The organism is Pukyongiella litopenaei (assembly GCF_003008555.2).
Classification (GTDB): Bacteria; Pseudomonadota; Alphaproteobacteria; order Rhodobacterales; family Rhodobacteraceae; genus Pukyongiella; species Pukyongiella litopenaei.
On sequence record NZ_CP027665.1, the window covers coordinates 580,151 to 598,665 of the forward strand.

Sequence of the window (18,515 nt, forward strand, 5' to 3'; positions counted from 1 at the left end):
GGTCAATATGTGCGCCGCAGCCAGCTCTGCGCCATTGCCGCCCTGCGCACGCGGGCGCTGTCCAGCGGGTTGGTCATCGACCAGTTACACCATATCCGCACCGCGCCGGGAAGCCCGTGCGGGTGCTGTGGCCGCAACGGCACCAGGTCGAGCTCGGCCATCGGGAACCCGCCCGGCCGGGTGTCGGTCACGGTGACCCGGCCCGAAACCGGCGCCGCCCAGGCGTGGTCCAACTGCATGTCGAACACGTTGAACAGGCTGCCGCGCTTGCCCGTGGTCACGAAGGGCAGGTCCAGCAGGTCGCTGACCGTGCCGAAGGCCGGGTGATGCGACAGCGGCTGCGGGTCCTCGTGCTGGGTGAACTGCGCGTCGATGAAGGTCCGGCCGGCGCCATCGGTGGTCCGGAACGACCGGTCGTCCACCTGCGTCCCGGCGAACACCTTGTCCATTGCATAGAATACCCTGCCCGCGGCGATCGCGGGGCGGCTGTCCACATAGAGCCGGCGCGGATAGAGCAGCTTGGCCCGACCGGTGGCGTCATGGCGGACGAAGGGGATCGCAAAGCTGGCTTCGCCATAGGGCGGCATGGCCATGAAATCGGGCACGAAACTGCCGCGCACCGCGTGGTAGCGGCACAGCGAGATGCCCACCGGGTGCATCCCCGGCGCGGCCAGGTCGGTCTGCGCCAGGTGCACGCCCGCGGGCAGCAGCGCCTGCACCTCGGCGCGCGGCATCTGGTAGAAGAAGAACCAGCCGTTCATCTGCCCGCGCGCGTAGAACCCCGACAGCGGCCAGGATGCGTTCGACACGTTGGCCGCGTCATACATGGCCTGTTCCTGCAGGCTGTCGTCGATGTCGATATCGTCGGCGCCGATATTCACCATCGGCTTGCCTGTCACCGCCTGCGCGGCGGCGATCCCCGACATGGTCGCCGCCTCGACGCAGCCGGCATTCAGCCCGCAGCGGGTCCAGTCACCGGCCAGCGTGAGCCGGTCGAACCCGCTCTCGGCCGGGGCGAGCCGGTGATAGAGGCTGCCCGTCACCGACAGCACATAGCGTTCCGACCCGTAGAGATTGACCCGGAAATACTGGTTGTCGAAGCTGCTGCCCTTTGCCCGCGGTTTCTTGTAGAGCAGGGCGTCGTCGAACCCGCGATGCCCGGTTTCCTCGGCCCCGGTCCAGAGCTGGGTCAGATCGTCATTGGCCCATTTCCGCACCCGCGCCCTGAAGCTGTCGAGATCGAGCCCATCGGGCGCGGGCGAACAGAAATAGGCGATGGCCTTTGGCCCCTTGTCGCCCCAGTCTTCGCGGGCCAGCAGGTGGGACATGTCGGCCCAGGTATCGAGCGGTTCGCCGAAACCGGTGATGATGGTGCGCAGCGGCCCGTCCGGTTCGGTGACACCCGCGTTGCATTTCTCGACCAGCGCCCGCCAGCCCAGCGGGTCCTCGGCCTCGCGCAGCCAGAACTGCGCGGCACAGGTGCCCACGGTGCGCACACCCGACAGCATCCGGGACCAGCGCTGCGACGCCTTTGCCAGTTCGCCGGTCATGTAGGGCAGCGACCCCAGCGACGCGCCGAGGATCACCTGGTCGAAATCCTTGCCCGCCCGCAGCGTGTATCCGCGACCGGTCGGGGGATTTTTTTCGTATTCGAAATCAATGCCATCCCGGCGCAACTTCGCGCCGTGCTTCAACTGGTCCCAACGGGGTTCGGACGGCCAGCAGGGCAGCCCGCGCACCTCGTGCAGCGGGTCATAGTCGTCGCCGGCCAGTTCGGCCTGTTCGACCATGTCGATGGCCGCGATCCGGGTGCCGCTGTCGTCCAGCCGCAGCCTGCGCGCGGCGTTGAAGAACCGGAACCGGACCCCCAGCGCCCTGAGCGCCTGGTAATAGGGGGCAAATATGGTGTCGCCCATCCCGGCCTGCATTTCATGGAAGATGGCGCCGCGATAGCTGAGGATCAGCCGCGACATCGCGCGGATCGCGGTGCCGGCGCCGCAATCGCCATGCAGGCCCAGCCCGGCGCTGTAGCCGAAGATGAAATCATAGCAGCCGCGCAGCAGCACCGAGTTCAGCGCCCGTTCGCCGGCGCCGTGGCGGCGCAGGAACTCGGTAAACTCCCACTGGTCCAGCACGTCATAGCCGCGCGCGAAGACCTCGGTCGCGGCCATGCCGCGCGCATAGGCCAGCGACAGGTCGGCCAGGTAGAGCGTCCGCCGCGCGGCGTCGTTTTCCAGGTGCCGGGGGGTCTGCAACCCGGCCACGGCCTTCTGCGCCTCCTCGATCAGGTCGACCAGCAGGCTCGACGCGTGGGCGCTATGGTTCGACGGCAGCAGCGGCATCCCGTGGGCATGGTCGTGCAGCCGGCCATGCGCGGCGTGCAGCCGGTCGAAATCGCCCCCCATATGCGCCCGCGCCAGCCGCCCGAATTCCCCGTCCTCGTAGAAGGTCTTGAGGATCGACAGCATCCGCAGGAACATCGCGAACGGACCGGGCGCCGAGGTCGCCGTGCCCGGCACCATGTCGTTCGAGGGCAGGTCGACCAGCCAGGGACGCCATTCCGCCGGCTTGCCGTCCAGTTCCACATGTTCGGCCAGCAGGACATGCGACAGCGGTTTGAACGCGGCGCCGATGGTGCCCAGCGGCGCGTCCCTGTCGCGCAGCCCCATCCGGTTCAGGCGGTCGTAGCAGTCGGTCAGCAGCCGAAAGGCGTTTTCGTAGAACCCCGCCCAGACATGCAGCCCGTGTTCGAGGATACGTTCGCCTTGGTCCGCCTGCCGGCCGCTCGCCCCCTTGCCCCCCAGCCGCCATCCGAGCTGATAGACGGTCAGGTCATACCTGTCGCGGAGGGCCTCGTCGCTGGCGATGGCATAGGCGGCCGTAATTGCGCCGACACCTCCGCCGATGATCGCCACCTTTGTCTTGGTCATATGTCAGGTCCCGGAAAATCGCCTTTGAAAAAAGGGGATAAATCAACGTTACCCAACACCATGTGAAACGGCCGGAATCCCCCCGAATTCCCGGCGCGATTTCCACTTTAGGTTTATCCGCGCCATCTGGCAACGGGGTCTGGAAACCGGGTCTGGCGGCCGCGCGGCTACAGGATCCCGGGCAGCCGCAGCCCATGTTCGCGGGCGCAGTCGCGGGCGATCTCATAGCCCGCGTCGGCGTGGCGCATCACCCCGGTGGCGGGGTCGTTCCACAGCACCCGCGCCAGCCGCGCGTCCGCCTCGGCGGTGCCGTCGCAGCAGATCACCATGCCGGAATGCTGCGAGAACCCCATGCCGACGCCGCCGCCGTGATGCAGGCTGACCCATGTGGCGCCCGAGGCGGTGTTCAGCAGCGCGTTCAGGAGCGGCCAGTCGCTGACCGCGTCGCTGCCGTCCTTCATCGCCTCGGTTTCGCGGTTGGGCGAGGCGACCGACCCGCTGTCGAGATGGTCGCGCCCGATCACCACCGGGGCCTTGAGTTCGCCGCTGCGCACCATGTCGTTGAAGGCCAGCCCGGCCTTGTGCCGGTCGCCCAGCCCGATCCAGCAGATCCGCGCCGGCAGGCCCTGGAACGCGATGCGGTCGCGGGCCATGTCCAGCCATTGGTGCAGATGCGCGTCGTCGGGGAACAGTTCCTTCATCTTCGCGTCGGTGCGATAGATGTCCTCGGGATCGCCCGACAGCGCGCACCAGCGGAACGGCCCCACGCCGCGGCAGAACAGCGGGCGGATATAGGCGGGCACGAAACCGGGGAAGGCGAAGGCGTTTTCGAACCCTTCCTCGAGCGCGACCTGGCGGATGTTGTTGCCATAGTCCAGCGTCGGCACGCCCGCGTTCCAGAAATCGACCATCGCCGCCACATGGGTCTTCATGCTGGCGCGGGCGGCCTTTTCGACCGCCTTGGGGTCGCTTTCGCGCCCGGCCTTCCATTGCGCGATGCTCCAGCCCTGCGGCAGGTAGCCGTTGACCGGGTCATGGGCGCTGGTCTGGTCGGTCACGATATCGGGGCGCGGGCCGCCCGCGTTCATGCGCCGCACCAGTTCGGGGAACACGTCGGCGGCGTTGCCCAGCAGGCCGACCGATTTCGCCTCGCCGGCGGCGGTCCAGCGGTCGATCATCGCCAGCGCCTCGTCGAGGCTGTCGGTCTTTTCGTCCAGGTATTTCGTGCGCAGGCGGAAATCGATGCTGTCGGGGTTGCATTCGACCGCGAGGCAGCAGGCCCCGGCGAACACCGCCGCCAGCGGCTGCGCCCCGCCCATGCCGCCCAGCCCCCCGGTCAGGATCCATTTGCCGGTCAGGTCGCCGCCGTAATGCTGGCGCCCGGCCTCGGCGAAGGTTTCATAGGTCCCCTGCACGATGCCCTGGGTGCCGATATAGATCCACGATCCGGCGGTCATCTGGCCATACATGGCCAGCCCCTTGCGGTCGAGTTCGTTGAAATGGTCCCAGGTTGCCCAGTGCGGCACCAGGTTCGAGTTGGCGATCAGCACGCGCGGCGCGTCGGCATGGGTGCGGAAGATGCCGACCGGCTTGCCCGATTGCACCAGCAGGGTTTCGTCGCCGTCGAGATCGCGCAGCGCGGCGACGATGCGGTCGAAATCCTGCCAGGTCCGCGCGGCGCGGCCGATACCGCCATAGACCACCAGTTCATGGGGGTTCTCGGCCACGTCGGGATGCAGGTTGTTCATCAGCATCCGCATCGCGGCCTCGGTCTGCCAGCTTTTGGCGATGATCTCGGGGCCGGTGGGCGGGTAGATGTCGCGCAGGTTGTGACGGGGGTCGGTCATGTCGGTCCTCCGGTTCGGGCCAGGTCAGGCAGTTCGGCAAGGGCGTCGAGGATGCGGCCAAGCTGGTCGCGCAGGCGGTCGGCCCGCGCCGCGTTCCAGCCCCAGGGCGGGGCCTCGGTCATGTAGGTGGATTGCGCCAGTTCCATCTGGATCGCGTGAACGCCGGCGGAAGGATCGCCGTAATGGCGCGTGGTCCAGCCGCCCCGGAACCGGCCGTTCAGCACATGGCTGTAGCCCGTGGCCGCGGCGCAGATGTCCTCGACGGTTCGCGCCACGGCGGCGGCGCAACTGCGCCCGCCATCGGTGCCGATGTTGAAATCGGGCAGGATGCCGTCGAACAGGAACGGGATATGCGACCGGATCGAATGGCAGTCATAGAGGATCGCGAAGCCGTGGGCCGCTTGCACCCGCGCGATCTGGCCGGCCAGCGCCGCGTGATAGGGCGCGTGATAGGCGGCGGCGCGGCGGGCGATGTCATCGGCGCCCGGTTCGCGGCCGGGCCGGTAGATCGCCTGCCCGTCGAAATCGGTCAGCGGGCACAGGCCGGTGGTGTTCTGCCCCGGATAGAGGCTGGCGCCGTCAGGCGCCCGGTTCACGTCGATGACATAGCGATGCACGCGGGTGCGCACCGAGGTCACGTCACCGCGCAGCCCGGCATAGAGCCGGTGGATATGCCAGTCGGTATCGGCCAGCGCCCGGCCGGTGTCGTTCAGATCCCCGGCGATCCCGTCCGGCAGGTCGGTGCCGGTATGGGGCAGCCCCAGGATCAGCGGCCCGGTGCCTTCGGTCACCTCGATCATGCGGCGGCCTCCACCAGCGCGCCACCGCGCACCAGCGACGCGGCGGCCTCCAGGTCGGGCGCGAGATAGCGGTCGGCGCCCAGCGGCGGCACGTCGGCGCGCAGCCGCGCGATGGCGCGGGCCAGCGCCGGCGAGGTGGCCAGCGGCGCCCGCGCCTCGATCCCCTGCGCGGCGCACATGGCCTCGACGCCCTGGATCACCGCGAGATTGCCGACCATCCGCGCCAGCCGGAACGCACCATGGGCGGCCATGCTCACATGATCCTCCTGGTTGGCGCTGGTGGGGGTGCTGTCGGTCACGCAGGGATTGGCGAGATGCTTGTTCTCGCTCATCAGCGCGGCGGTGGTCACCTCGGCAATCATGTAGCCCGAGTTCAGCCCCGGGTCCGGGGTCAGGAAGGGCGGCAGGTCGTGGCTCAGGGTCGGGTCCACCATCAGCGCCACCCGGCGCTGGGAAATCGCCCCGATCTCGGCCAGCGCCAGCGCGATCTGATCGGCGGCAAAGCCCACCGGCTCGGCGTGGAAATTGCCGCCCGAGACGATCCGGCCCTCGCCCACCAGCACCAGCGGGTTGTCGGTCACCGCGTTGGCCTCGGTTTCCAGCGTGCGCCCGGCCATGCGCAGGATGTCCAGCGCCGCCCCCGCCACCTGCGGCTGGCAGCGGATGCAATACGGGTCCTGCACCCGGCTGTCGCCGTCGCGATGGCTTTCGCGGATCTCGCTGCCCTCGATCAGATCGCGCATCCGCGCCGCCACCTCGATCTGGCCCGCGTGGCCGCGCAATTCGTGGATGCCGGCCAGCAGCGGCGCGGTCGAGCCCATGATCGCATCGGTCGACATCGCCGCGATGACGATGGAATTGTCGACCGCGCGCAGGGCGCCGAACAGCCCGGCCAGCGCACAGGCGGTGGAAAACTGGGTGCCGTTGATCAGCGCCAGCCCCTCTTTCGGGCCCAGCACCAGCGGGGCCAGCCCGGCCCGTGCCAGCGCCTCGGTGCCGGGCAGCCGCTGGCCGTCATGCAGCGCCTCGCCCGCGCCGATCAACACCGCCGCCATATGCGCCAGCGGCGCCAGGTCGCCCGAGGCACCGACCGATCCCTGATGCGGCACCACCGGCACCACGCAGCGATCCAGCATGTCGGCGATCAGCTCGCAGACCGCCCAGCGCACCCCCGACGCCCCGCGCCCCAGCGACAGCAGCTTGAGCGCCATCATCAACCGGGTCAGCGGTTCGGACAGCGGGTCACCGACCCCGCAGCAATGGGACAGGATCAGGTTTTCCTGCAGCTTTTCCGTGTCTTGCGCGGCGATCTTGCGGCTGGCGAGCTTGCCGAACCCGGTATTGACGCCATAGACGGCCTCGTTGCCCCCGGCGGCGCGCGCCACCAGCGCCGCCGCCGCCTCGATCGGGTCGCGCGCGCTGTCGTCCAGCCGCACCGGCACCCCGTCGCGCCAGATTTCCGCGAGCTGCGCCAGCGTGACCTGTCCCGGTATCACGATCATCCCCGTCCTCCGAATATCCGCCGATGCAGCGGGTTGAAGCCCACCCGGTAGGCCAGTTCCGCCGGCTCTCCGACATCCCACACCGCGAGATCGGCCCGCAGCCCCGGCGCGATGGCGCCGCAATCGGTCAGCCCCAGCGCGGCGGCGGCGTGGCGCGTGACGCCCGCCAGCGCCTCGGCCGGGGTCAGGCGGAACAGCGTGCAGCCCATGTTCATCACCAGCAGGATCGATGCCAGCGGCGACGAACCCGGATTGCAGTCGGTCGCCAGCGCTATCGCCACGCCGGCCTCGCGAAAGGCGGCGACCGGCGGCAGCCGGGTTTCGCGCAGCGTGTAGAACGCCCCGGGCAGCAGTACCGCGACGGTGCCCGCCGCGGCCAGCGCGGCGGCGTCGGCGGCCGTGGCGTGTTCCAGGTGATCCGCCGACAGGGCCCCGGCCCGCGCCGCCAGCGCCGTGCCGCCGGTATTGGACAGCTGTTCGGCATGGAGCTTTACCGGCAGGCCGAGCTCGGCGGCCACCGCGAACACCCGCGCGATCTGGTCGGGGCTGAAGGCGATGCCCTCGCAGAACCCGTCCACCGCGTCCACCAGCCCCTCGTCATGGGCGGCCCGCAGGGTCGGGAAACAGATTTCGGACAGGTAGTCAGCGGCGCGGCCGGCATAGTCGGGCGGCACCGCGTGGGCGCCCAGGAAGGACGTGACCACGCGCACCGGGCGCATCCGGCCCAGCGCCCGGGCGGCGCGCAGCATGTTCAGTTCGGTGTCACGGTCCAGCCCGTAGCCGGATTTGATCTCGACGGTCGCCACCCCTTCGGCGATCAGCGCATCCAGCCGGGGCAGCGCCGCCTGCGCCAGCGCCTCGGCCGTCAGCGCGCGGGTGGCCGAAACCGTGGACAGGATGCCGCCACCGGCGCGGGCGATGTCCTCGTAGCTGGCGCCTTCGAGCCGCATCTCGAATTCGCGCGCGCGGTTGCCGCCGAACACGAGATGGGTGTGGCAGTCGATCGGCGCGGGTGTCACCAGCCGGCCGCCCAGGTCCTCGGCGGGCCAGTTCGCGTAGTCGCGCGGCAGATCCCCCGTGCCAACCCAGGCGATGCGGTCGCCCGACAGCGCCAGCGCGCCGTCGATCAGCCCGATGCCGCCGCCGGGCGGCATGGTCGCAATCCTGGAATTGGTGAACACCCGGTTCGTCACTGCTGTTGACCCCTCTTGCCCCAGCGTTAATGTGGTTATGTCTAGACATATTTGAGTCGTCAAGGGGGCCGTTCGGGCATGACCGTTCTTTATGCGAAACAGGCGCTGCTGCCGGAGGGTTGGGCGCGCGACGTGACCGTCACCATCGGCGCCGACGGGCGGATCGCCGGGCTGGACCCGGCGCGGGCCGATATCGGCGTGGACATGTTGCTGCCCGCCCCGGCCAACGTGCATTCGCACGCGTTCCAGCGGGCGATGGCGGGGCTGACCGAACGGCGCGGCGGCTCCGGGCAGGACAGTTTCTGGACCTGGCGGAAATGGATGTACCGGTTCCTTGACCAGCTGACCCCGGATGACGCCCAGAGCATCGCCGCGCTGGTGCAGATGGAGATGCTGGAGGCCGGCTTTGCCACGGTCGGCGAATTCCACTACCTGCACCACCGGCCTGACGGTGGCGCCTATGACGATCCCGCCGAGATGGCGGCGCGGATCTGCGCGGCGGCGGAAACCACCGGGATCGGGCTGACGCTGCTGCCGGTATTCTACGAACAGGGCGGCGTCGACGGGCGCGCGCTGGGGCCGGGACAACGGCGGTTCGGCTGCGACCGCGACGGGTTCGCCGCGCTGATGGCGGGCGCGGGACGGGCGCTGGACCGGCTGCCGGGCGACGCCGTGATCGGGGTGGCGCCGCATTCGCTGCGGGCGGTGACCCCGGCGGCGCTGTCGGAGCTCGTGGCGGGGGCCGGCGGCCCGGTGCATATGCATATCGCGGAACAGGTCGCCGAGGTCGAGGAAATCGAGGCCGCCCATGGCGCCCGCCCGGTGACATGGCTGCTGGACAACTGTCCGCCCGATCCGCGCTGGTGCCTGATCCACTGCACCCAGATGACCGCGGCGGAAACCGGCGCGCTGGCGGCGACCGGCGCGGTGGCGGGGCTGTGCCCGATCACCGAGGCCAATCTGGGCGACGGCATTTTCGACGGCGCGGGCTGGCTGGGCGCGGATGGCGCGATCTCGGTCGGGTCGGACAGCAACATCCGCATATCGCTGACCGGGGAGTTGCGGCTGCTGGAATATTCCCAGCGCCTGCGCGACCGCGCCCGTGCGGTGCTGGCGCCTCCCGGCGGGTCGACCGGGCGGCGGCTGTTCGACGGGATCGTGGCCGGAGGCGCCCGGGCGGCGGGGCGCGGGCGCGGCGGGATCGCGGTCGGGCAATGGGCCGACCTGCTGGCGATCGACGGCGGCGATGCCGACCTGATCGGCCGCGGCGGGGACGCGGCGCTGGATACCTGGATCTTTGCCGCCGGAGACCGGCTGGTGCGCGATGTCTGGGCGGCGGGGCGGCACATGGTCCGCGACGGGCGGCATCTGCACCGGGATCGCATCCGCGCCGATTACGCCGCCTGCATGGCCCGGCTGGCGCAGGTGCTGTGATGGCGGGCGGCTGGCAGGACATCCGCGACGAGGTGCTGCGGCGGATCCAGACCCGCCGCTGGCCGCCCGGGTCGCAGATCCCGAACGAAGCCGAACTGGCCGGGGAATTCGGCGTTGCCCGGGCCACCGTGAACCGGGCCCTGCAGGCGCTGGCCGAGGATGGCTGGCTGGAACGCCGCCGTCGCGCCGGCACCCGCGTCGCGGCGGCTCCGCAGCGCCGGGCCCGCCTGGCGATCCCGCTGATCCGGCAGGAGATCGAAGCCGGCGGCCACGCCGCCGCGCACCGGCTGCTCGGCACCGCGCCCGGCCCGGCCCCGGCCGCGGTCACCGCCGCGCTGGGGCTGGCCGCCGATGCCGAGATGATACAGGTGCGCACGCTCTGGCGCGCCGATGAGCGGCCGTTCGCGGTCGAAGACCGCTGGGTGAACCTGTCCGGTGCGCCGGGGTTCGACAGCGCGCCGCTCGACCGGATCAGCGCCAATGAATGGCTGGTGCGCCACGCGCCGTTTTCGCATGGCACGCTGGAATACGCGGCAGAGACTGCGGAACCCGAGCTGGCGGACCTGCTCGGCTGCGCCCCCGGCGCGCCGGTGCTGGTGCTGGAACGGCACACGTTCGGGCCATCGGCGCCGGTCACGTTTATGCGGCTCAGCCACGCGCCCGGCCATAGCCTGAAACTGGAGATCTGAGCCCCCCGTCAGTCCCGTCGGCCCTGTCAGCCCTGTGCGCGCAAATGCTCCATCACCGCCGGGCGCACCGACTGGTCGCCGCGTTCGCGGGCCTCGTCGATCACCGCGCGCAGGGCCGCCAGGTCCGACCGCATCAGCAGGCTCTTGACCGGGCCGATCGAGGCCGGGCGCATCGACAGCGAGCGCAGCCCGATCGCCGCGAGGCAGAGCGCCTCGATCGGGCGGCCCGCGTCTTCGCCGCAGAAGGACAGCGGCGTGCCGGTTTCGGCGCAGCGGTCGACGATCCGTTCGATCAGGTTCAGAAAGCTGACATTGAGCGTGTCATAGCGCCGCCGGACCCGTTCGTTTTCGCGGTCGGCGGCAAAGAAGAACTGTTTCAGATCGTTGCCGCCGATGGACAGGAACCCGACCTCTTCAAAGAACCGCCGGGGGGCAAAGGCCAGCGACGGGGTTTCCAGCATCGCGCCGATTTCCAGCGTCTCGGGCAGCTTGTGGCCCAGCCGTTCCTCGCGGGCGATGGTCTTGTCCACCTCGGCGCGGGCGGCGCGGTATTCCTCGAACTGGGCGACGAAGGGGAACATGATGGTCAGCGGCCGGCCCGCCGCGGCGCGGATCATCGCCTGAAGCTGCATCCGCATCACGCCGGGCTTGTCCAGCCCGACCCGGATCGCCCGCCAGCCCAGCGCCGGGTTCGGCTCGTCCGTCGGCTTCATGTAGGGCAGCACCTTGTCGGAGCCGATATCGAGGGTGCGGAACACCACGCGTTTGGAGCCCGCCGCGTCCAGCACCCGCGCGTAGATGTCGGCCAGCTCGGTGCGCTTGGGCATCTGGTTGCGGACCAGGAACTGCAGTTCGGTGCGGAACAGCCCGACGCCCTCGGCGCCCGAGCTGCGCAGCGACGGCAGGTCCGCCATCAGCCCCGCGTTCATATGCATCCCGATCCGCACCCCATCGCGGGTGATCGCGGGCTTGTCCCGGATCGAGGCATAGCGTTCCTGCGCCTGTGCCTGCATCGCGATCTTGTCGCGGAAGGCGGTCACGACGGTATCGTCGGGGCGCAGATGCACGATGCCCTGGTCGCCGTCGACCATGATGTGGTCGCCGTTCAGCGCCTCGTTGGTGATCCGCTGGGCATGGATCACCAGCGGGATCGCCAGCGCACGGGCCACGATCGTCGCGTGGCTGCCGACGGAGCCTTCCTCGAGCACGATCCCGCGCAGCGACCGGCCGTATTCCAGCAGGTCGCCGGGGCCGATATTGCGCGCCACCAGGATCGGGTCGGCGGGCAGTTCCGCGGCCGAGTTGCCGCCCTGCCCGGTCAGGATGCGCAGCAGCCGGTTGGACAGGTCGTCGAGATCGGCCAGCCGTTCGCGCAGATAGGCATCCTGCACCTGCGCCATCCGCGCCCGCGCCTGCGACTGTTCCTTTTCCACCGCCGCCTCGGCGGACAGGCCGCGGGCGATGTCCTCTTCCATCCGGCGCATCCAGCCGCGGGAATTGGCGAACATGCGGTAGGCTTCGAGCACCTGCAGCTGTTCCTTGTCGCCGGTGCGCGACATTTCCAGCATCCGGTCCACGCCGACGCGCAGTTCCTCGACCGCCTCATGCAGCCGTTCCTGTTCGCGGTGCGGGTCGTCGGCGATCGGATTGGTGACCACGACCCGCGGTTCATGCAGCCAGACATGGCCGTCCGCCGCGCCCTCCTGGGCGGTGCCGCCGCGTATCATCACCGATTGCTGGTGCAGCGGCGACAGCGCCGCGCCTTCACCGACAAAGGCGCCCAGTTCGGTCATTTCGGCCAGCACCATCGCTACCACTTCCAGCGCATAGACCTCGTCGGCGGAAAATTCGCGCGCAGCGCGGGACTGCACCACCAGCACGCCCAGCTTTTCGCCCAGCCGCTGCACCGGCACGCCGAGGAACGAGGAATACCGTTCCTCGCCGGTTTCGGCCTTGTAGCTGAACCCCTTTTCCGCCGGCGCGTTGGGCGTGTTCACCACCGACCCGCTGCGGGCGACGCGGCCCACCAGCCCCTCGCCCATGCGCATCCGGGTTTGGTGCACGGCTTCGGGTTTCAGGCCCTGGGTGGCGCAGAGTTCAAGCGTGTCCTCATCGCGGAACAGGTAGATCGAGCACACCTCGGTCCCCATCGAATCGGCGATCAGATGGGTGATCAGGTCCAGCCGCGCCTGGCCCGCGATCTCGCTGGCCATGGCGTCGCGCAGACGCCCCAGCAGCTTGCGGCTTTCGGTTTCGATGCTATCGGCCATCTGCCCCGTTCGTTTTCCTCCGCGGACCGCCCCAGGCAGGACCCTCCGCTCAGGTCAGTTTGTCCAGTTCGAACGCATCATGCAGGGCCTGCACCGCAAGTTCCATGTATTTCCGGTCGATCAGGACGGAAATCTTTATCTCGGAAGTTGTAATGACCTTGATGTTGATGCCCTCGTCGCACAGCACCCGGAACATCCGGGCCGCGACGCCGGACTGGCTGCGCATGCCGATCCCGACCACCGAGACCTTGGCCACGTCGAGATCGGTCAGCAGTTCGCGGTAGTTCAGGTTGCCGGCCTCGTGGGTTTCGGCCAGCGCCTTCTCGGCCCGCTTCACCTGGTCGGTGGGCAGCGAGAAGGTCATGTCGGTGCGACCCTCTTCCGAGATGTTCTGCACGATCATGTCGACATTGACGCCCGCATCCGACAGCGCCCCGAAAATGATCGACGCGATCCCCGGACGGTCGGCGACCGACACCAGCGTCATCTTTGCCTCGTCGCGGCTGTAGGCGACACCGGAAACGATATTGCTTTCCATGATTTCCTCCTCGTCGCAGACCAGCGTGCCGGCCTCGTCGGATTGTTCCTCGAAACTGCTGAGCACCCGCAGCTTGACCTTGTTGCGCATCGCCAGCTCGACCGAGCGGGTCTGCAGCACCTTGGCGCCGAGGCTGGCCAGTTCCAGCATTTCCTCGAACGCGATCCGTTCCAGTTTCCGGGCCTTGGGCGAAATCCGCGGATCGGTGGTATAGACCCCGTCCACATCGGTGTAGATGTCGCAACGCTCGGCGCCGAAGGCGGCGGCAAAGGCGACGGCCGTGGTATCCGATCCGCCGCGCCCCAGCGTGGTGATCCGGCCCTCGGGGCTGATGCCCTGGAACCCGGCGACCACGGCCACCTTCATGCCCTCGGCGAACTTGGCCCGGATGTTGTCGGTCGGGATTTCCTCGATCCGGGCCGCCGAATGGGCCGATGTGGTGCGCACGGGCACCTGCCAGCCCTGCCAGGACCGCGCCGGCACGTCCATTTCCTGCAGGGTCAGCGCCATCAGGCCGGCGGTCACGTTTTCGCCCGACGACACCACCGCGTCATATTCGCGGGCATCGTAGAGCGGCGAGATTTCATCGACCCAGCCGACCAGTTCATTGGTCTTGCCCGACATCGCCGACACGATGACGATCACGTCATAGCCCTTGGCCACCTCGACCCCGATACGCTTGGCCACGCGCCGGATGCGATCGAGATTGGCCACCGAGGTGCCGCCGAATTTCATCACCAGAATGGGCATCTGCCGCGGTCTCCTGCGCCGATTGCCGGGGTCCAGTCCCAGGGTTGACGCCTCATAGGCGAGGGGGGGCATAAGGGCAAGTAGACAACGGCAAGTGGGCAACGGCAAGCGGACAAACCGGGATCCGGCGGAACCGGGCTCAGAGCGGGTGCGCGCGCCCGTCCCAGGTTTCAAAGCAGCCGGTGGTTTCGACGGTCAGGGCCGCGAAACGCGCCGCCAGCCCCGCCGCGGCCTCATCGGCGTCGATGTCGGCGCCGCCGCCGCCCATGTCGGTGCGCACCCAGCCGGGATGATAGATGCCGACGGCGATGCCCTCGGGGGCGAGATCGGCGGCGAGATTGCGGCCGAGGTTCAGCACCGCCGCCTTGGAGGCGCGGTAGATATAGCTGCCGCCCGGCGCGGTGGCCTGCGACGCCATCTGCGACGAGATCACCGCGATCCGCGCGCCGCCCCCCACCGCGGCCGCCTTTCGCAGGTTCGGCAGCAGCGCCTGGATGGTCAGGAACACGCCGGTGACATTGACGGCAAACCCCTCGGCCCACATCGGCGCCGGATAGCCGTCATCCAGCCCCTGCCTCTTGTCGGCATAGATCCCGGCATTGCAGACCAGCAGGTCGACCGCGCACCCGCCGAGCCCGGCGGCGAAACCGGCCACCGATCGCGGATCGGTCACGTCGAGCACCGCGTCGGCGCTGCCGTCGCGGGCGGTCCCGGTCACCGCGTGGCCCGCGTGCCGCAGATGGTCGGCCAGCGCCAGGCCGATGCCGCGATTGGCGCCGGTGACGACCGCGCGTGTCAGTTGGATTTCCGGTGCGGCAGGAACGGCAGCGGCGCCACCGGCACGCCCTCCTCGATCAGCCGGCGCGCCTCGGCGGGCTTGGCCTCGCCGTGGATCGCGCGTTCGGGCGCGCTGCCTTCATGGATGGCGCGGGCCTCGTCGGCAAAGCTCATGCCGACATATTCGGAACTGGATTCGATCTTTTCGCGCAGCAGGCGGATGGCCTGCTCGGCCGGGCTGGCCGGTGCCGTCAGCGCCCCCTGCCCCGATGTCGCGGGCGCGGATGTCGCGGGCGCGCTGTCTGCGCGACTGCGCGCGGCCGACACGCGCGGCGCCATGATCGCCTTGGTCACGTCGGCGCCGCCGCAGACCGCGCAGGCCACCATGCCCGCGGCATGCAGCTTTTCATAGGCATCCGCCGATTGAAACCAGCTGTCGAACGCGTGCCCGCCGGCGCATTTCAGCGTGTACTGGATCATGTCACACCCGCAATTCCATCTGGCAAATAGATACGCCGGAACATCCCGAGATCAAGGGTTGACCCGGTCAGTTCAGCAACCGCGGATCAAAGTCGCGGATGATCCGCGCCAGTTCGGGTTCCTTCACCCGCGCGGCCGCCTTCTTGCGCGAGAACCACTTGCGCCGGCGCTGGCCCTGTTCGGGAAACCGCGAGGCCAAGGACCTGACCTTGACCGGGTAGATCATCGCGACGCAGGGAAAACCGCTGTCGTCGAACAGCTTTTCATAGGAATAGAGCCCGATGCAATGGTGGTTCGGCTTGCCGATCACGCCCGCTTCCTCCCAGGCCTCGCGGGCCGCCGAATCCGCCGGGGTCAGCCCGTCCATCGGCCAGCCCTTGGGGACGATCCACCGTTTCGAGCCGCGCGACGTGATCAGCAGGATCTCGATCTTGCCGCGCTTCATCCTGTAGCACAGCGCGGCAAACTGGCTGCGCACGTCACGCTTGCCGCCGGACCGGAGCTTTAACGGCAGTTGCTTGATCAACATCCGACGCACCTGCCGCCTGATCGTCTTACACCTTCCCTCATGCGCCTATATTTTGCGGCAATTCCGTCAATTTCAACCAAATCTTGCACAAAACACCATATTTCCTCGTCATCAGGGCCGCAGCATGCGCTTCTGCAACCGCTGCGTCAACAGCGGCTCGGGTATTCCGGCCTCGACCGCCAGCCGGCGCAGGCCGAAATGCACATGGGCGATCTCGCGGTAATATTGCGCATAGACATAGTTGACGCCCGCGCCGGTCACCGCGCCCAGCACCGGAACGGTCTGTGCCGCCAGCTTCTGCCCCAGCACCGTGGCCAGCCGGGGCGCGACCGATGCGATCAGCCTGTGCATCGCGCCGCCCGACAGGGTCAGCCGCAACGACAGGAACCCGGTATCGGCACCGTCATCCGAATGCAGCGGCCCGGCGGCGGAAAAGACGCGGATGCAGTCGAACCGCACGTTCTCGACCCCGGGGTCGAACCCGTGTTCGGCGGCGACGCCCTGGATCGCGCGCAGCAGCACGGTGATGGTGGCGGGCAGTTCGACCAGCGTGCTCGACCAGCCCGCGAACCCGCCCGCCGCGCCCATCGCGGTCGCCGCCGCCGTGTTCAGCCAGGGCCGCCGGTCGGGCAGGGCCGTGCGCGACCGCGCCGCCGCGTACAGCGCCAGCTCCAGCCCCTGCGCGGTGGCCCCGTCCAGCCCCGCCCGCACCGGCGCCGGCAGCCTGTCCAGCAGGGTCTCGGCCTGCCCGCCGAGCAGGTTCAGCAACCGGATACCCAGCCCGCCCGCAGCGCGATAGCGCGCGGCCAGCTTGTCCAGTTCGGCCTCGACCTGGGCCGGTGTCAGCGGGGCTGCCGTCAGGATCTCCATCCCCTTCAGATCGGCGGGTCCGGTCGGATTTTCAAGTCCTGCCACTGTCCCAGCGCATCACCCGCCCGCGCAGCCCGTCCCATGCGCCGGGGCGCAGCGCGTGGCCCAGCACCCGGTCGGGGTTGGTGGGCGGCGGCATCTCGACCCCGTCCAGCCGGGCAAAGCCGAAGCGACCGTAATAGGGCGCGTCGCCCACCAGCAGCACCCGGTCCCAGCCGGCCTCGCCCGCCGCCGCCAGCGCGTCACGGATCAGCGCGCCGCCCAGGCCTTCGCCCTGGTGGGTCGGATGCACCGCCACCGGCCCCAGCAGCAGCGCCGCCCGCCCCGATACCCGCACCGGCCAGAACCGGATCGCCCCGGCGAGGATATCCTGTTCGTCGCGCGCCACCCGCGACAGCGCGGCCAGCGGCGCGATCCCGTCGCGCAGCCGGTAGGATGACAGCGCCTCGCGCCCGGGCGCAAAGCACAGGTCGAACAGCGCCTCGACCTCCCACCAATCCGCCTGCCGTTCCGGCCTCAGCCCGATCACCTGCCCTGCCCGCATCTTGTTGCTGGCCTCTGCCCTAGCACGGCGCTATGGCTTCGGCAAACGACCGGAGTACCCGATGTTCTACCGCCCCGAAGACGGCCACGGCCTGCCCCACAACCCGTTCGGCGCCATCGTCTCGCCGCGCCCGATCGGCTGGATCTCGAGCCGCGACGGCGATGGCAGCGACAACCTGGCGCCCTATTCCTTCTTCAACGCGGTCGCCTATGCCCCGCCGCAGGTGATGTTCGCCTCGACCAGCGCCAAGCCCGACCGCGACAACACCAAGGACAGCGTGGCCAATATCGCCGAGACCGGCGTGTTCTGCGTCAACATCGTCGAATACGCCGCCCGTGACGCGATGAATGCCAGCTCGGCCGCCCTGGCCCGCGGCGAGGACGAATTTGCCGCCGCCGGGCTGGACAAACGGCCCTGCACCACCATCGACTGCGCGCGTATCGCAGGCGCGCCCGCGGCGCTGGAATGCCGGCTGACCCGGATCGTCACCCTGCCCGGCCGGTCCAACCACGCGGTGTTCGGCCAGGTCACCGGCATCCATCTGCGCGACGACTGCCTGCGGGACGGGCGGTTCGATGTCACCGCCTTCCAGCCGCTGGCCCGGCTCGGCTATCGCGACTATGCCCGCGTCACCGACCTGTTCGAACTGATCCGCCCGGACGACTGATGCCCCTGCCCGACCCGAACCGCCGCTACCCGATCACCCTGCCCGACGGCAGCGCCCATGAGGGCACGGTGTTCCTCGCGCAGGTGATCGACCACCCCCGCTTCGTCGCCGGTGCCTACAGCTATGCCTCGGATTTCGACCCGCCGCGGGACTGGGCCGCCCGGCTGGCCCCCTACCTGTTCCCGTTTTCCCGCGAAACGCTGCGGCTCGGCCGATTCTGCCAGATCGCGCACGGGGTGCGGTTCATCACCGCCTCGGCGAACCACGACTTCGCCGGGATCAGCAGCTTCCCGTTCCCGGTCTTCGACCCCGAGGGCATGCGCGGCCATCAGCCCGACACCCGCGATACCGTGATCGGCCATGATGTCTGGATCGGCCATGGCGCCCTGGTCCTGCCCGGCGCCCGGATCGGCGACGGCGCGATCATCGGCGCCGGCAGCGTGGTGCGCGGCACGATCCCGCCCTATGCGATCGCCACCGGCAACCCGGCCCGTGTCATCCGCCACCGTTTCGACCCGGCGCAGATCGCAACCCTGCAACGGCTGTGCTGGTGGCACTGGCCCGCCGACCGCATCGCCGAGGCCGAACCCGCGCTGCTGTCGGGCGACATCGGGGCGCTGGCCCGCCTGGCACCCTGACCGCCGCTTCCTCTTGCCGGAAATATCCCGGGGTCCGGGGCAGAGCCCCGGTCCGCC

Annotated in this window: 16 protein-coding genes; 4 read left to right on the top strand and 12 right to left on the bottom strand. The window is 69.4% G+C overall.

Annotation, left to right across the window (positions count from 1 at the left end; all coding sequences use genetic code 11):
* Positions 1 to 2 precede the first annotated feature (2 nt).
* The 5 genes from C6Y53_RS02915 to hutI form a co-directional block, all read right to left on the bottom strand.
* Positions 3 to 2,930, bottom strand: coding sequence for an NAD(P)-binding protein (locus C6Y53_RS02915; RefSeq protein ID WP_106471053.1), 2,928 nt, complete (start codon positions 2,928 to 2,930; stop codon positions 3 to 5).
* A 167-nt stretch (positions 2,931 to 3,097) separates the two neighbouring features.
* Entirely contained in the window at positions 3,098 to 4,777 is a 1,680-nt protein-coding gene (gene hutU / locus C6Y53_RS02920; RefSeq protein ID WP_106471054.1) for a urocanate hydratase, read from the bottom strand.
* Positions 4,774 to 5,577, bottom strand: coding sequence for an N-formylglutamate deformylase (hutG, locus tag C6Y53_RS02925; protein ID WP_106471055.1), 804 nt, complete (start codon positions 5,575 to 5,577; stop codon positions 4,774 to 4,776). Before hutG ends, hutU begins: the two co-directional genes overlap by 4 nt.
* Positions 5,574 to 7,079 (bottom strand): histidine ammonia-lyase, encoded by a 1,506-nt coding sequence (gene hutH, locus C6Y53_RS02930; protein WP_106471056.1) that lies wholly within the window; start codon positions 7,077 to 7,079, stop codon positions 5,574 to 5,576. The genes hutG and hutH overlap by 4 nt, the downstream gene beginning before the upstream one ends.
* Entirely contained in the window at positions 7,076 to 8,233 is a 1,158-nt protein-coding gene (hutI, locus tag C6Y53_RS02935; RefSeq protein WP_106471057.1) for an imidazolonepropionase, read from the bottom strand. The genes hutH and hutI overlap by 4 nt, the downstream gene beginning before the upstream one ends.
* A gap of 117 nt (positions 8,234 to 8,350) precedes the next feature.
* On the opposite strand from hutI, the gene C6Y53_RS02940 reads away from it, so the two are divergent.
* Entirely contained in the window at positions 8,351 to 9,706 is a 1,356-nt protein-coding gene (locus tag C6Y53_RS02940; protein ID WP_106471058.1) for a formimidoylglutamate deiminase, read from the top strand.
* Positions 9,706 to 10,395 (top strand): histidine utilization transcriptional repressor HutC, encoded by a 690-nt coding sequence (locus C6Y53_RS02945; protein WP_106471059.1) that lies wholly within the window; start codon positions 9,706 to 9,708, stop codon positions 10,393 to 10,395. The genes C6Y53_RS02940 and C6Y53_RS02945 overlap by 1 nt, the downstream gene beginning before the upstream one ends.
* Before the next feature lie 26 nt (positions 10,396 to 10,421).
* Here C6Y53_RS02945 and ptsP read toward each other — a convergent pair whose 3' ends face one another.
* From ptsP to C6Y53_RS02980, 7 genes are all read right to left on the bottom strand, one after another.
* Positions 10,422 to 12,665: a phosphoenolpyruvate--protein phosphotransferase gene (ptsP, locus tag C6Y53_RS02950; protein ID WP_106471060.1), complete on the bottom strand. Its 2,244-nt coding sequence runs from the start codon at positions 12,663 to 12,665 to the stop codon at positions 10,422 to 10,424.
* Positions 12,666 to 12,714: 49 nt separating this feature from the next.
* The gene (locus C6Y53_RS02955) at positions 12,715 to 13,953 is read right to left on the bottom strand and encodes an aspartate kinase (RefSeq protein ID WP_106471061.1); all 1,239 of its coding nucleotides are present in this window, start codon (positions 13,951 to 13,953) and stop codon (positions 12,715 to 12,717) included.
* A gap of 139 nt (positions 13,954 to 14,092) precedes the next feature.
* Entirely contained in the window at positions 14,093 to 14,752 is a 660-nt protein-coding gene (locus tag C6Y53_RS02960) for an SDR family NAD(P)-dependent oxidoreductase (protein ID WP_106471062.1), read from the bottom strand.
* Complete coding sequence (locus C6Y53_RS02965) at positions 14,749 to 15,210, bottom strand: DUF1178 family protein (protein WP_106471063.1); 462 nt, start codon at positions 15,208 to 15,210, stop codon at positions 14,749 to 14,751. Before C6Y53_RS02965 ends, C6Y53_RS02960 begins: the two co-directional genes overlap by 4 nt.
* A 67-nt stretch (positions 15,211 to 15,277) precedes the next feature.
* On the bottom strand, positions 15,278 to 15,739 hold the full coding sequence (locus C6Y53_RS02970; RefSeq protein ID WP_106471064.1) for an NUDIX hydrolase: 462 nt from the start codon (positions 15,737 to 15,739) through the stop codon (positions 15,278 to 15,280).
* Between the two features lie 111 nt (positions 15,740 to 15,850).
* Positions 15,851 to 16,609, bottom strand: coding sequence for an EcsC family protein (locus C6Y53_RS02975; protein ID WP_106471065.1), 759 nt, complete (start codon positions 16,607 to 16,609; stop codon positions 15,851 to 15,853).
* 31 nt (positions 16,610 to 16,640) lie between these two features.
* Positions 16,641 to 17,138, bottom strand: coding sequence for a GNAT family N-acetyltransferase (locus C6Y53_RS02980; protein WP_106473931.1), 498 nt, complete (start codon positions 17,136 to 17,138; stop codon positions 16,641 to 16,643).
* A gap of 76 nt (positions 17,139 to 17,214) precedes the next feature.
* Here C6Y53_RS02980 and C6Y53_RS02985 point away from each other — a divergent pair, with 76 nt between their 5' ends.
* Together C6Y53_RS02985 and C6Y53_RS02990 are read left to right on the top strand one after the other, a co-directional pair.
* Entirely contained in the window at positions 17,215 to 17,820 is a 606-nt protein-coding gene (locus C6Y53_RS02985; protein ID WP_106471066.1) for a flavin reductase family protein, read from the top strand.
* The gene (locus C6Y53_RS02990; RefSeq protein ID WP_106471067.1) at positions 17,820 to 18,458 is read left to right on the top strand and encodes a CatB-related O-acetyltransferase; all 639 of its coding nucleotides are present in this window, start codon (positions 17,820 to 17,822) and stop codon (positions 18,456 to 18,458) included. Before C6Y53_RS02985 ends, C6Y53_RS02990 begins: the two co-directional genes overlap by 1 nt.
* The last annotated feature ends 57 nt before the right edge of the window (positions 18,459 to 18,515 follow it).